Here is a 12,000-nt window from a genome sequence, read left to right as displayed (position 1 = left end):
GGAGGGTTGGAATGATTGTTCGCAGTTTGGATGGGGTGATCGGCACCGCGCATGACGTGACGGGGCCGGGCTGGAACAGTCGCCGTTTGCTGACTGCCCCCGATGGCATGGGCTATACCATGACCGACACGGTGATTTTTGCGGGTGCCGCGATGACACTGGAATACAAATCGCACCTTGAGGCCTGCTATTGCATTTCGGGGCGGGGCGAGATTGAGGATTTGGCGACAGGGCAGGTGCATCCCATCACGCCGGGGGTGATTTATGCCTTAAACGCCCATGATCGCCACACCCTGCGGGCCTTTGATGAAATGCGGTTGGTGTGCACCTTTACCCCGGCGCTGACAGGGGAGGAATTGCATGGAAAAGGATATTGAAGCGGGCTTGTCTGGCGGGCCGGAAGGCGAGCTGACTCTGCGCACTCTGGCGATGCCGCGCGATGTGAACACCAATGGTGATATCTTTGGCGGCTGGGTACTTAGCCAGATGGACATCGCGGCGGGCATTATCGCAGGCGAACGGGCAGGAGGCCGCGTGACGACAGTGGCGCTGGACGCGATGAAGTTTATCCGTCCCGTGCGGGTGGGCGATGTGCTGTGCATCTATGGCCGTGTGGTGCGTGTGGGCCGCACGTCGATGGGGATAGAGATTGAGGCGTGGGTACGGCGGGGCCGGATTGGCGACCGCGAAAAGGTGACCGAGGCGGTGTTTACCTTTGTGGCGATTGATGATGCGGGCCGGCCGAGGGTGGTGGGGTAGGGGGCAAATGCCGCCTTTGACTGTCGATCAAAAGAACCCGAAGACGTAAAGCAGGATAATCACGAAAATCGGAACCCCCATAAACCAAGCGATGATGCCTTTCATGATCTTCTCCATTTGCTGTTGCTGCAGGTTGAACGCGTGTCGGGGTGGATCGGTTCCTTTAGGGTAGTGTGGGTGATAACCCACCTTTTGGACATGTCAAACCGGAGCGGTGGGTTATCACCCACCCTACACTGACGCGACAGTTCAGTCTTTAAACGGTTAATTAACCAGATTTCGGCAATGCTGGGCCATGTCGAACTACATTCGCCCAAAGGTGAGCGGGGCCACCATCTTTTTCACGGTCAAACTTGCGGAGCGGGGCAGTGATATGTTGTTGCGTGAAGTTGACGTTCTGCGCTGGTCTGTGGCCGAAGTGATGGCCCGCAAACCGTTCAAGATTGACGCGTGGGTCGTTTTACCGGACCATCTCCATGCGATCTGGACGTTGCCTGCCAATGATCACGACTTTTCAACCCGTTGGAAAGAAATCAAGACTGGCTTTTCACGAAAAGTGCGCCGGATTGGCCCGCGCACTTTGTCGAAGGAAACCAAAGGTGAAGCAGGTTTGTGGCAGCGCAGGTTCTGGGACCATCACATTCGCAGCGATGCGGATTATCAGGGTCATTTGGCCTATTGTTGGGGCAATCCCGTGAAGCACGGTCTGGTAAAGTCGGCACAAGATTGGCCGTATTCGTCTATCCACCGCGATATTCGTCTTGGCCGTGTTCCCGCAGAATGGTCAGGCAAGGTGCCTGACGGCGCATTTGGAGAGTAGGGTGGGTGCCAACCCACCGCCCCTTTGTTTAGCAAAGGTGGGTTATCACCCACCCTACACTTATGCGAAATGTCAGCGCGAAAAACGCTTATACTTCGCCCGCTTTGGCTCCAACGCATCCGGACCCAAGCGGCGGATTTTATCCTGCTCGTAGTCCTCAAAGTTGCCTTCAAACCATTCCACATGCGCGTCGCCTTCAAAGGCGAGCATGTGGGTACACAGGCGGTCAAGGAAAAAGCGGTCGTGCGAGATGATGATCGCGCAGCCGGCGAAATCTTCGATCGCTTGTTCCAAGGCTTGCAGCGTTTCCACGTCCAAGTCGTTTGTGGGCTCATCGAGGAGCAGCACGTTGCCGCCGGACCGTAGCAGTTTGGCCATGTGAACGCGGTTCCGCTCGCCACCCGATAGCAGGCCAACCTTTTTCTGTTGATCCGTGCCTTTGAAGTTGAACGAGCCTGCATAAACGCGGCTGTTCACGTCCATGTCGCCAAGGTGGATCACCTCGGCCCCGCCTGAAATCTCCTCCCATGCGGTTGCGTTCGGATCCAGCGAGTCGCGCGACTGGTCGACATAGGCCAGTTGCACGGTGTCACCCAAAGTGACCGTGCCTTCATCGGGCTGTTCTTGGCCGGTGATCATGCGGAACAGGGTCGATTTACCCGCGCCGTTCGGCCCGATCACACCGACAATCGCACCCGGTGGGATGGTAAATGTCAGATCCTCGATCAACTGTTTGTCGCCCATGTGCTTTTTCAGGCCGACAACCTCGATCACCTTGTTGCCAAGGCGTTCGCCGTTCGGAATAACGATTTGCGCGGTGGTCGAGCGTTCCATAACCGTTTGACCGGCCATTTCGTTATAGCGCGCAATACGGGCCTTGCCTTTGGATTGGCGGGCCTTGGCACCGGAACGGATCCACTCCAGTTCTTTTTCCAACGCCTTTTGCTTGGTCTTGTCCTCGCGGCTTTCCTGCTGCATCCGCTTGGCTTTTTGTTCCAGCCATGCGGAATAGTTGCCCTCGTACGGAATACCGCGACCACGGTCGAGTTCCAGAATCCAGCTGGTGATATCATCCAGGAAATAACGGTCGTGGGTGACGATCAGGATCGTGCCTTTGTAGTTGATCAGGTGCTTTTGCAGCCAAGCAATCGATTCGGCGTCAAGGTGGTTGGTCGGTTCATCCAGCAGCAGCATGTCGGGTTCTTCCAGCAGCAGCTTGCACAGCGCCACGCGGCGGCGTTCACCGCCCGACAGATCCTCGACATTCGCGTCATCGGGCGGGCAGCGCAGGGCGTCCATCGCCACACCAACCGATGCTTCCAGTTCCCACAGGTTGCCCGCGTCGATCTGGTCTTGCAGATTTGCCATCTCGTCCGCAGTCTCATCGGAGTAGTTCATCGCAAGTTCATTGTAACGCTCAAGGATCGCGGTTTTATCGGCCACGCCCAGCATGACGTTTTCTTTGGCGGTCAAGTTCGGGTCCAGATGCGGTTCCTGCGCGAGGTAGCCGACTTTGGCACCCTTTGCAGCCCAAGCCTCACCCTTAAAATCCGTGTCCATGCCGGCCATGATTTTCAGCAGCGTGGATTTACCCGCGCCGTTCACGCCGACCACACCGATTTTCACACCGGGCAGGAAGTTGAGCTGAATGTTTTCAAAGCATTTCTTGCCACCCGGATAGGTTTTTGACACGCCGTCCATGTGGTAGATGTATTGATAGCTGGCCATGATGATATTCCTATGGGTTCTGGGCGTAGGGTGGGTGAAACCCACCGCTGCGTGTGTTTGGCGGATGTTTTAGTGGGAAACGCGGGAAAGGGCAATCAGGGTTGCCCGGCAATATAGCTGCATTCCGGTTGAAATTGCTGGTCAGGGCTGGCAAGCCTTGGATGTCTGGCAAAAGGTAGGGCGCGTGCGGCAAGGATTTCCAATTGCGACCAAGGGCATGGTTATTGGCCTTTTGGGCGGATCGTTTGATCCGGCACACGCGGGCCATGCGCATTTAACGCGCGAGGCGTTGAAGCGGTTTGGGTTGGACCGCGTTTGGTGGCTGGTTTCGCCCGGCAATCCGTTAAAGGCACGCCAGCCTGCACCGATGGTTGACCGTCTGGTGCGGGCGCGGGCGGTGATAGACGATCCGCGTGTGATTATTACGGATATAGAGGCACGTTTGGACACGCGCTATACGGCGGCGACGCTGGAGGCATTGGGTGCGCACTATCCGGGGGTGCGGTTTGTCTGGTTGATGGGTGCGGACAATCTGTTGCAGTTTGACCGCTGGGATCGCTGGCAAGACATCATGCGGATGGTGCCGATTGGCGTTTTGGCGCGGCCTGGAAGCCGCATCGGCGCGCGATTGTCGAAAACCGCCGAGGTGTTTTGGCGCGCGCGAATTCCCGAGGTAGCGGCACAGCGTTTGGCCTATGGGCCCGCGCCGCGCTGGTGTTTTTTGAACATGCCATTGATGAATGTCTCGTCGAGTACCATCCGCGCGCAGGGGGGCTGGGGCCGCCGCGCCAACGGTTGATTGGTGCTCTGGACTTGGGCTTTTGGCTTGGGGTAGGTTTGCGGTAGGGTATTAAAAGTGTTTCGACTTGGAGACGTCTGATACAACGCGGCCAGAAATTGACGATGTCAACGCGTTCTGTGCGGGGGATGTTTCACGGTAATGTCGAAACCTGTTGGGGGATGGGGTATGTATTCAAGGCGCTGGGTTTTGGCCGCACTTATGGCGGGGGTTGCGGTTCCGGGGTGTGCCGAGGCACCGTCACGGTCGCCGCGCCCTGCATCGCGTCCCGGTTCGGGGGTGGCGGGGTCTGGTGGCAGTGACGCGATTGTCAGTGCTGCGGGGTTGGGCGGCACTGTCGGGTTTGTGGTGATGGAAACGGCCAGCGGCAAAGTGATTGAGGCCATGAACGAAACCGTGGCACAGCCGCCCGCATCTGTTGCCAAAGCCTTGACCGGTTTTTATGCCTTGGACCGTTTGGGGGCAAATTACCGCTATACCACGCGGGTTATGGCGACGGGCCCTGTGCAAAACGGGCGCTTGCAAGGCGATCTGATTTTGGTGGGCAGCGGCGACCCTAGCCTTGATACTGACCGGTTGGGGGATTTGGCACAGGCGCTGGCGGCCACAGGGATTAAAGAGATCAGCGGCCGCTACCTCGCCTATGCAGGGGGCATTCCGCATATCGACGAGATCGACGGCGATCAGCCGGATTATGTGGGGTATAACCCTGCTGTGGCGGGATTAAACCTGAACTATAACCGCGTGAATTTTGAATGGAAGCGCGGAGGGAACGGGTATACATTGTCGATGGATGCACGGGGCAAACGCTTTGTTCCTGCGGTATCGATGGCCAATGTCAGTGCCGTTTCGCGCGCCGCGCCGTTGTTCGCCTATAAATCCGGGCAAGACCGTGACACTTGGACGGTGGCGCAGGGCGCGCTGGGCAAGGCGGGCAGCCGTTGGTTACCGGTCCGCCACCCAGAAGTTTACACCGCCGAGGTGTTTGCCTCCTTGATGCGCGCGCACGGGTTGCGCCTGCCTGATGCGGGCGTGATTGGCGGCTTGCCTGCGGGCGCGGTTCTGGCCGAAACGCGCAGTGATGCGTTGTCCGATGTGATGCGCGACATGCTGAAATATTCGACCAATATCACGGCCGAGGCTGTGGGGCTGACGGCGTCTGGGGCAGGGGGGCTGCGGGCCTCTGCGGCGCAGATGAATGCGTGGCTGGCGGCCAAGCACGGGGTGCAAGGCCAGCTTGTCGATCATTCGGGTCTTGGCGGCGGTTCGCGCATTACGGCCTTTGATATGGCGGCGGCGTTTCGGGCTGCACGGGGTGGCATGTTGCCAAACCTGTTGAAAGAGCAAGGCATTCGCGACGCGAAAGGCAAAGAGATCAAGGGCCACCCGATCCGCGTCGTGGCCAAAACCGGCACGCTGAATTTTGTGTCGGGCCTTGCGGGATATATCCAGCCGCCGTCGGGCAAGGAACTGACCTTTGCGATTTTCAGTGCCGACACGCGGCGGCGCGATGCCTTGCCTATGTCGGAACGTGAGCAGCCCAATGGTGGGCCGCAATGGACCCGAAGCGCGCGCAATATGCAGGGCCAATTGATCAGGCATTGGGCGGCGCAATACACCTAACGACATGATGAGTTGTAAAAGCCGCCGCCTGTCAGTGTTTTGGAAATCGGCGAATCCTGCCAAAAGATGATGTCCCTTTGCGTTTTTTATAGACGCGGCAGGGCAAGCTTGCCAATAAGGCCAAAGGCTTGGATGTGTATGTTGAGGCAGGGTTTTAGAGTGTTTGAGTTTGGTATGTTTTCAAGTGTACTGCTGGCCGTCGTGTTGCTGGCCTGCGGCGGTTTTTCTGGCTTGCGTCTGGGAATTTCTATGCGGGATCGCGGGTTAGAGTTGCGGTCGCAAGTTGCCGATATCAACTGGTTGCGCGCGGCTCTGGCGGACAGCGAAAAACGCTGCGCCCAGCAAGCAGAATGGTTGAACGCGATGGAGGCAGAATTGATCGCCATTCGTGCCCAAGAGCCCAACATTGACGCCGCCGATGTGCCTGAAATGGCAATGCGCGGCGCGTAAGGTAAAGGTGCGTGTGACCACGCCGCGCCTTGGTTATATGGTCATATGGCGGGCACGGGCACCCCGTTCGATTGCCGCGGCATGCAGACGGTCGATCGCCAATTCATCACGGATTTCCTGCAAGAACTGCAATTCCTGTTCGTACAGCATCCCATCCGCTGCCGCGACATCGCAGGCCAGCGCATAGGCCGTTTCAAACAGTTTTTCGGGCAGCGATTCCTGCACAAGGCCGAACAGGGCATCTAGGCCGTCTTCTTCTTCAAACAGGTCAAACACCAGCTGCGACACGCGCAAAAAGCGGTCTGCATCATAATCGGCGAACACGGGCAGGTGGTTCACAATCCGCTGAATGGCAACCAGTTCGGCGGTGCGCACATCCTCATCCGAGGCGGAAACGGCGACCATGATCGCCAAAAGGGCGTCTTGGGCGGTCATAACATGGGGCGTCTCGGACATTTGGTATTCCTTTTCGGGGCATTGCAGGGCGTCAATTAGGTGCAGATTATTGACCTATTGGCGGGGGGGCAATAGGAGAGGGCGGTTGCGGCAACGCGGTGTTGTCGCATGTGTATAAAAGGATGAGGGATATGTCTGCCCTGCGCGATGCTGCGATGACGTCGAAAGCCTGGCCGTTTGAAGAAGCGCGCGCGATCCTGAAACGCTATGAAAAAAAGGCGCCGGAAAAGGGCTATGTGCTGTTTGAAACCGGCTATGGCCCCAGCGGATTGCCGCATATCGGCACCTTTGGCGAAGTGGCGCGCACGACCATGATCCGCCGCGCGTTTGAGGTGATGTCTGACATTCCCACGCGGTTGATTTGTTTTTCCGATGATGTGGACGGCATGCGCAAGGTGCCTGAAAACGTGCCGAACCAAGAGATGCTGCGCGAACATATGCAGCGCCCGCTGACATCGGTGCCGGACCCGTATGGCGAATACGACAGCTTTGGCGCGCATAACAACGCCATGCTGCGGCGGTTTCTGGATACGTTCGGGTTTGAGTATGAATTTATCAGCGCGACCGAGTTTTATAAGTCGGGCAAGTTTGACGACACGTTGCGGATGTGCGCGGAACGCTATGACGCGATTATGAAGATCATGCTGGCAAGTTTGCGCGAAGAACGTCAGCAAACCTATTCCGCGTTTTTGCCGATCCACCCCGAAACGGGCCGCGTTTTGTATGTGCCGATGAAGCATGTCGACGGCGTGAACCACACCATTACCTTTGACGACGAGGATGGCCGCGAATGGACGCTGCCGGTGACGGGCGGCAATGTGAAATTGCAGTGGAAGCCCGATTTCGGCGCGCGCTGGGCCGCGTTGGGTGTGGATTTTGAGATGTACGGCAAGGACCACAGCACCAACACGCCTATCTATGACGGGATTTGTGAAGTGCTGGGCGGGCGCAAGCCCAACCACATGACCTATGAGCTATTTTTGGATGAAGAAGGGCAGAAAATTTCCAAGTCCAAGGGCAATGGCCTGACGATTGACGAATGGCTGACCTATGCCAGTTCCGAAAGCCTGTCCTATTTCATGTATCAAAAGCCCAAAACCGCCAAGCGGATGCATTTCGATGTGATCCCGCGTGCGATGGATGAATATCACCAGCAGTTGCGCGCTTATGCGGGGCAAGATGTGGCAGCACAGGTAAATAACCCTGTGTGGCATATCCATTCGGGCAATCCGCCCGAAAGCCGGATGGTTGTGCCGTTCTCGATGTTGCTGAATTTGGCCAGCGTGTCGGCTGCGACCGATGCGGCAGGGCTGTGGGGGTTCATCAAACGCTATGCGCCGGATGCTTCGGCCGAGACGCACCCCGATCTGGATGCGGCGGCGGGCTATGCCGTGCGCTATTTCGCGGATTTTGTGGCACCGAAACGGGTGTTCCGCCTGCCAACGGACCTTGAGCGCGCGGCAATGGTTGATTTGCGCGCGCGTTTGGCTGCGTGGGATGGGGGCCTTGATGCCGAGGCCTTGCAAAGCATGGTGTTTGCCGTGGGCAAGGATCACGGGTTTGAACCGCTGCGCGATTGGTTCAAGGCGCTGTATGAGGTGCTGTTGGGTGCATCCGAAGGGCCGCGCTTTGGCGGGTTCATCGCCCTTTATGGCGTGGCAGAATCACTGGCGCTGATTGATCGCGGGCTGGCGGGCGAATTGGTCGGCTAACCCCCTTTGCTGTGACATGTCCCCAAGCGGCGCGCCCAATCGGTGCGCCGCTTGTCTTTTTTCAGGCCTGCGCTAGGTTTTTCCATGGGGACGTCACAGGGAGGATTGCACATGCGGCAAATTTTCATCGTTTTGGCGTTGTTGGTGGGGTTGGCTGTGCCGGCAATGGCCAAGGATGCCAAGCAGGCAGCCATAGAATCGATCATCAACAATCAGATCGCGGCGTTCCAGGCCGATGATTTTCCAACGGCATTCAGCTTTGCCTCGCCCAATATCCAAGGGATTTTCGGGTCGTCTGAAAATTTCGGCATGATGGTAAAGCGGGGCTATCCGATGGTGTACCGCCCCGACCGCGTGCAGATGCTGGAGCTGCGCGATGTGGATGGGCGGTTGTGGCAACGGGTATTGGTGACAGATCAGGCAGGGGCGATGCATCTGCTGGATTACGAAGTAATTGAAACCCCAGAGGGTTGGCAGATCAACGCCGTGCAGCTTTTGCCGCAATCGGGTGTCGGGGCCTGAAATCTGCCGTAAGGGGGTGTTGTCCGCTTGACGAGGGCGGCGATTCCCCATAACAGACGCAGATGGAATTTTGGCACACTGCCGTTTGCGGTGGCCTTTGATGTTGATATGATGTCCCTTGGGGGCGTTGAATAACAAGGATCACGACTATGTCGCGCGTCTGCGAACTGAGCGGTAAAGGCCCAATGTCTGGCAACACTGTCAGCCACGCCAAAAACAGAAATCGTCGTCGGTTTCTGCCAAACCTGAATGATGTCACGTTGCTTTCGGACGTGCTCGGTCAGTCTTTCTCTTTGCGTATTTCTGCTGCTGCCTTGCGCACAGTCGATCACCGCGGCGGGTTTGACGCGTTTTTGGCGAAGGCCAAGAACGACGAGCTGTCGCCAAAGGCACTGAAGATCAAAAAAGACGTTGAAAAGGCACAGGCAACAGCCTGATTGCGCTGGAACGTTATGAAAGGCCCCGCTGCTGGCGGGGCTTTTTGCGTTTTCGCTGGTTTCGCAGCGCTGGATGGCCTGCGCCATAATGGCCCTTTCGCGGGTTTGCGGGGCCGTGTAAAAACGGAGCTATGAATCGTATGCTTCGCCTTTTCAGCCTGATTTCGCTTTGCCTGGCACTGGCCCTTGGCTCTGTGTCGATGGCGGTTGCGCGTGGTCAAGCGGTGGCGCTGTCGAAAGGCGGGGTCACGATTGTCATTTGTTCGGGTTACGGCGTGACGACCATCACGCTGGACGATCAGGGCAATCCTATCGGCCCGATCCATCCCTGCCCAGAATGCCTTGCAGGGTTGGCCGCTTATCTGACGCCTGCACAGCCGGTGATTATTGCTGTGGTTTCGGCCGGCGAACGGCTGCCGGCGGGCGCGCCTGTTAGCCAATTGCGTGCAGCGGCCGTACTGACAACCCGTGCCCGAGGACCGCCATTGATGGGCTGAACCCAACCTTTTTCAGACCCTATCAACACAGGAATAAACCTATGACCAAAACGACTCTTTTTGCGGCAGCTTCGGCGGCTTTTCTGGCAATCGCTTCGGCCCCGATGGCCTTTGCTGCCGATATCATCATCACCGACCCCTATCTGCGGGTTTCGGGCGCTATGGCGACCAGCGGCGCTGCCTTTATGGTGATCGAGAATCACGGGGCGGATGACCGCCTGATCGGCGCCAAGTCCGATATCGCCGAGCGTGTCGAGCTGCACACCCATTTGCAAGACGCCAATGGCGTGATGAAAATGGTGCATGTCGAAGAAGGCTTTGCCGTTGCTGCGGGCGAAAACCACGCGCTGCAACGCGGTGGCGAGCATGTGATGTTTCTTGGCCTGAAATCAGTGCCCGCCGAAGGCGAAAAGATCAGCCTGACCCTGACCTTTGAAAAGGCTGGTGACGTGACGGTTGAGGTGCCTTTGGACAATGCACGCGCCGCCGAAATGGGTAAGGCGATGGACCACAGCAAGATGGGCCACGGCAAAATGAAGGAAGGTGCAGGGAATTAACCTGCCCAACCGAACATAAGAACGGCCCCCTCGGGGGCCGTTTTGCATAGGCGGTTGGACCGTATCAGCCGCCGCAATACGCGCCTGCGGTTTCACCAAAATTCTTGTAGCGCGCCCAGAATTCATTGTCGCGGTCACTTTTGGACATGCGTACCTTTTGTGCCTGATCCGGATCGCGGAAGAATTTGGCAGCTTTGCGTTGCTCGCCCCCGCTAAGGGTCATGTCCGCAACTTGCTGGATACAGCCACACAGCGCACGGCTTGCAGCTTTGCGGTCAGATTTCAGGCACGCGCTTTCAATGGGGCCTGCGATGGCCGTCATTGGCAATGCAAACGCAAGCAGGGCTGCTGCGATAAGGGTCTTTGTCATGGCTCGGCCTCATATACTATGCAGGGTATGCCCTGCCAATGTGTTTATATGGGGCAAAGGCTAACGATTCTGGCAAGTTTTTTCAATAAAATAAGGCAAAAACGGCGGTTTATTGCCGAGCTACCAAGTGTGGGGGCTGCGATACCCTTGCCCACTAAATACCGATGCGGATCAGTTGGTACAGATGTCTTGCAGGCTGACCCAATCGCCATCCGGCAGCAGGGCAGGTGGCACGACATTGGCAAAGGGGTCCGACTCAATCAGATTGGCTGTGCTGGCACCTGACGGATCCAGCGCCGTGGCATAGGGGGTGGTCGCAAGGCCCGCAGCTTCAAACCGAGCCAACAAGAGATCATCCGGTGGCGGCGAAAATGGCGCATCAATCAGCTTGTCGCCATAGCCCGCAATCGCAGAGGCGGGTAGCGCGCCTGTGGTTAGCAGACGAAAGGTCGCCATGAACCCCGCGTGGTGCAGCAAGGGGATCATGGTGTCATTCACTTCGGCGGCGATACGGGCCGACAGGGCAAAACCTGCGGCCAGTTCGGGGCCGTCTTGTTCGGCCAACAGGGATTCGGGCAAGACCACCATACGGCCCGGCAGGCTTTGTGCCCGCGCAAGGCCTGTGCGAACGACAATCAGCTCAACACCCGCTTCGGGCCCAAATAGGCGGGCCGAGAGTTTGGCAAGGGCTGTCTTGCCGCCCTGCGCAGTGCAGGGTTGCCCGGTCAGGCGCGTTAGGTCTGCCAGGGCCGTGCGGCCGATATCCTGACGGGTCGTGCGAGGCAAAAACGACGCGGTGTGCTGTTCTAGCGCGTCGGGCAACCAAAACACACCGATGGCCAAAATACCCAAGGCCGTCGCCCCAAGAAAGGAATTGCGCAGCCGCCCCGGATGCGGACGCGTGGCGCGAATGGCGGCATGGACGGTTTCCAGTGCCACGATCATTTCGGGATCGTCAATTTCCAGCGTTTCGCCATCGGCGGTATCAGGGGCAAAGAGCGCTGGCATCTCGTTTGGGTTCAGGCGTTTGACCGCCGGAAGCGACCAATGGCTCAGCGCCACCTCTTGCTTTGGGTCGGACAGGATAAGCGATGTGGTACCCAAATTGGCAATAACTTCCCGCCTCTGGCCTTGGGCATTTTCACGCCAAAGGCCAGAGCATTCCAGCTTTTCATACTTACTTAGGGCCGTACTTGCCATTTATGGCCTTGCCTGCTGCCTTATTGATACTAACGATAGCGGGTTGGCACGGCTTGCACAATCTTGCAGC

At 57.7% G+C, this 12,000-nt stretch carries 15 protein-coding genes; 11 read left to right on the top strand and 4 right to left on the bottom strand.

Annotated features, from left to right (window positions below):
* The first annotated feature begins 11 nt into the window (after positions 1-11).
* The 3 genes from G560_RS0111090 to G560_RS0111075 all read left to right on the top strand — a co-directional run bounded on the left by G560_RS0111090 (position 12) and on the right by G560_RS0111075 (position 1,579).
* Positions 12-377: an ectoine synthase gene (locus G560_RS0111090; RefSeq protein ID WP_022704381.1), complete on the top strand. Its 366-nt coding sequence runs from the start codon at positions 12-14 to the stop codon at positions 375-377.
* Positions 361-759, top strand: a complete 399-nt coding sequence (locus G560_RS0111085) for an acyl-CoA thioesterase (protein ID WP_022704380.1) — start codon at positions 361-363, stop codon at positions 757-759. Before G560_RS0111090 ends, G560_RS0111085 begins: the two co-directional genes overlap by 17 nt.
* Before the next feature lie 295 nt (positions 760-1,054).
* Positions 1,055-1,579 (top strand): REP-associated tyrosine transposase, encoded by a 525-nt coding sequence (locus G560_RS0111075; protein WP_022704378.1) that lies wholly within the window; start codon positions 1,055-1,057, stop codon positions 1,577-1,579.
* 72 nt (positions 1,580-1,651) lie between these two features.
* Here the strand turns inward: G560_RS0111075 and ettA are convergent, their stop codons facing one another.
* Positions 1,652-3,307: an energy-dependent translational throttle protein EttA gene (gene ettA, locus G560_RS0111070; protein WP_022704377.1), complete on the bottom strand. Its 1,656-nt coding sequence runs from the start codon at positions 3,305-3,307 to the stop codon at positions 1,652-1,654.
* 184 nt (positions 3,308-3,491) lie between these two features.
* Here ettA and G560_RS0111065 point away from each other — a divergent pair, with 184 nt between their 5' ends.
* From G560_RS0111065 to G560_RS0111055, 3 genes are all read left to right on the top strand, one after another.
* Positions 3,492-4,106 carry a nicotinate-nucleotide adenylyltransferase gene (locus G560_RS0111065; protein WP_028913998.1) on the top strand — a complete coding sequence of 205 codons (615 nt, stop codon included), beginning with the start codon at positions 3,492-3,494 and terminating at the stop codon, positions 4,104-4,106.
* Between the two features lie 189 nt (positions 4,107-4,295).
* Positions 4,296-5,729 carry a D-alanyl-D-alanine carboxypeptidase/D-alanyl-D-alanine endopeptidase gene (gene dacB, locus G560_RS0111060; RefSeq protein ID WP_231575923.1) on the top strand — a complete coding sequence of 478 codons (1,434 nt, stop codon included), beginning with the start codon at positions 4,296-4,298 and terminating at the stop codon, positions 5,727-5,729.
* Between the two features lie 174 nt (positions 5,730-5,903).
* Positions 5,904-6,179, top strand: a complete 276-nt coding sequence (locus tag G560_RS0111055; protein ID WP_155947241.1) for a hypothetical protein — start codon at positions 5,904-5,906, stop codon at positions 6,177-6,179.
* Positions 6,180-6,212: 33 nt separating this feature from the next.
* Here G560_RS0111055 and G560_RS0111050 read toward each other — a convergent pair whose 3' ends face one another.
* Positions 6,213-6,635: a tellurite resistance TerB family protein gene (locus tag G560_RS0111050; protein WP_022704373.1), complete on the bottom strand. Its 423-nt coding sequence runs from the start codon at positions 6,633-6,635 to the stop codon at positions 6,213-6,215.
* Between the two features lie 131 nt (positions 6,636-6,766).
* On the opposite strand from G560_RS0111050, the gene G560_RS0111045 reads away from it, so the two are divergent.
* The 5 genes from G560_RS0111045 (at position 6,767) to G560_RS0111015 (ending at position 10,360) form a co-directional block, all read left to right on the top strand.
* The gene (locus G560_RS0111045) at positions 6,767-8,347 is read left to right on the top strand and encodes a lysine--tRNA ligase (RefSeq protein WP_022704372.1); all 1,581 of its coding nucleotides are present in this window, start codon (positions 6,767-6,769) and stop codon (positions 8,345-8,347) included.
* 111 nt (positions 8,348-8,458) lie between these two features.
* Complete coding sequence (locus G560_RS0111035; protein WP_022704370.1) at positions 8,459-8,869, top strand: DUF4864 domain-containing protein; 411 nt, start codon at positions 8,459-8,461, stop codon at positions 8,867-8,869.
* Between the two features lie 149 nt (positions 8,870-9,018).
* On the top strand, positions 9,019-9,306 hold the full coding sequence (rpmB, locus tag G560_RS0111030) for a 50S ribosomal protein L28 (protein ID WP_022704369.1): 288 nt from the start codon (positions 9,019-9,021) through the stop codon (positions 9,304-9,306).
* A gap of 131 nt (positions 9,307-9,437) precedes the next feature.
* Positions 9,438-9,803, top strand: coding sequence for a DUF2946 family protein (locus tag G560_RS0111020; protein ID WP_022704367.1), 366 nt, complete (start codon positions 9,438-9,440; stop codon positions 9,801-9,803).
* 41 nt (positions 9,804-9,844) lie between these two features.
* Positions 9,845-10,360, top strand: a complete 516-nt coding sequence (locus G560_RS0111015; RefSeq protein ID WP_022704366.1) for a copper chaperone PCu(A)C — start codon at positions 9,845-9,847, stop codon at positions 10,358-10,360.
* Between the two features lie 64 nt (positions 10,361-10,424).
* Here G560_RS0111015 and G560_RS0111010 read toward each other — a convergent pair whose 3' ends face one another.
* Together G560_RS0111010 and G560_RS0111005 are read right to left on the bottom strand one after the other, a co-directional pair.
* Positions 10,425-10,730, bottom strand: coding sequence for a hypothetical protein (locus tag G560_RS0111010; RefSeq protein ID WP_022704365.1), 306 nt, complete (start codon positions 10,728-10,730; stop codon positions 10,425-10,427).
* A gap of 171 nt (positions 10,731-10,901) precedes the next feature.
* Positions 10,902-11,930, bottom strand: coding sequence for a hypothetical protein (locus G560_RS0111005; RefSeq protein ID WP_022704364.1), 1,029 nt, complete (start codon positions 11,928-11,930; stop codon positions 10,902-10,904).
* Positions 11,931-12,000 lie beyond the last annotated feature (70 nt).

It is taken from the genome of Pseudorhodobacter ferrugineus DSM 5888 (assembly GCF_000420745.1).
GTDB classification, from domain to species: domain Bacteria; phylum Pseudomonadota; class Alphaproteobacteria; order Rhodobacterales; family Rhodobacteraceae; genus Pseudorhodobacter; species Pseudorhodobacter ferrugineus.
This window is presented reverse-complemented; position numbering and strand designations above follow the sequence as displayed.

What these genes read in the sequence shown, in the direction of transcription:
- G560_RS0111020 (WP_022704367.1), top strand. Translation starts at nt 9,438, where the DNA reads ATGAATCGTATGCTTCGCCTTTTCAGCCTGATTTCGCTTTGCCTGGCA.
- G560_RS0111050 (WP_022704373.1), bottom strand. Translation starts at nt 6,635, where the DNA reads ATGTCCGAGACGCCCCATGTTATGACCGCCCAAGACGCCCTTTTGGCG.
- G560_RS0111045 (WP_022704372.1), top strand. Translation starts at nt 6,767, where the DNA reads ATGTCTGCCCTGCGCGATGCTGCGATGACGTCGAAAGCCTGGCCGTTT.
- G560_RS0111085 (WP_022704380.1), top strand. Translation starts at nt 361, where the DNA reads ATGGAAAAGGATATTGAAGCGGGCTTGTCTGGCGGGCCGGAAGGCGAG.
- ettA (WP_022704377.1), bottom strand. Translation starts at nt 3,307, where the DNA reads ATGGCCAGCTATCAATACATCTACCACATGGACGGCGTGTCAAAAACC.
- G560_RS0111005 (WP_022704364.1), bottom strand. Translation starts at nt 11,930, where the DNA reads ATGGCAAGTACGGCCCTAAGTAAGTATGAAAAGCTGGAATGCTCTGGC.
- G560_RS0111055 (WP_155947241.1), top strand. Translation starts at nt 5,904, where the DNA reads ATGTTTTCAAGTGTACTGCTGGCCGTCGTGTTGCTGGCCTGCGGCGGT.
- G560_RS0111015 (WP_022704366.1), top strand. Translation starts at nt 9,845, where the DNA reads ATGACCAAAACGACTCTTTTTGCGGCAGCTTCGGCGGCTTTTCTGGCA.
- rpmB (WP_022704369.1), top strand. Translation starts at nt 9,019, where the DNA reads ATGTCGCGCGTCTGCGAACTGAGCGGTAAAGGCCCAATGTCTGGCAAC.
- G560_RS0111090 (WP_022704381.1), top strand. Translation starts at nt 12, where the DNA reads ATGATTGTTCGCAGTTTGGATGGGGTGATCGGCACCGCGCATGACGTG.
- G560_RS0111010 (WP_022704365.1), bottom strand. Translation starts at nt 10,730, where the DNA reads ATGACAAAGACCCTTATCGCAGCAGCCCTGCTTGCGTTTGCATTGCCA.
- G560_RS0111035 (WP_022704370.1), top strand. Translation starts at nt 8,459, where the DNA reads ATGCGGCAAATTTTCATCGTTTTGGCGTTGTTGGTGGGGTTGGCTGTG.
- G560_RS0111075 (WP_022704378.1), top strand. Translation starts at nt 1,055, where the DNA reads ATGTCGAACTACATTCGCCCAAAGGTGAGCGGGGCCACCATCTTTTTC.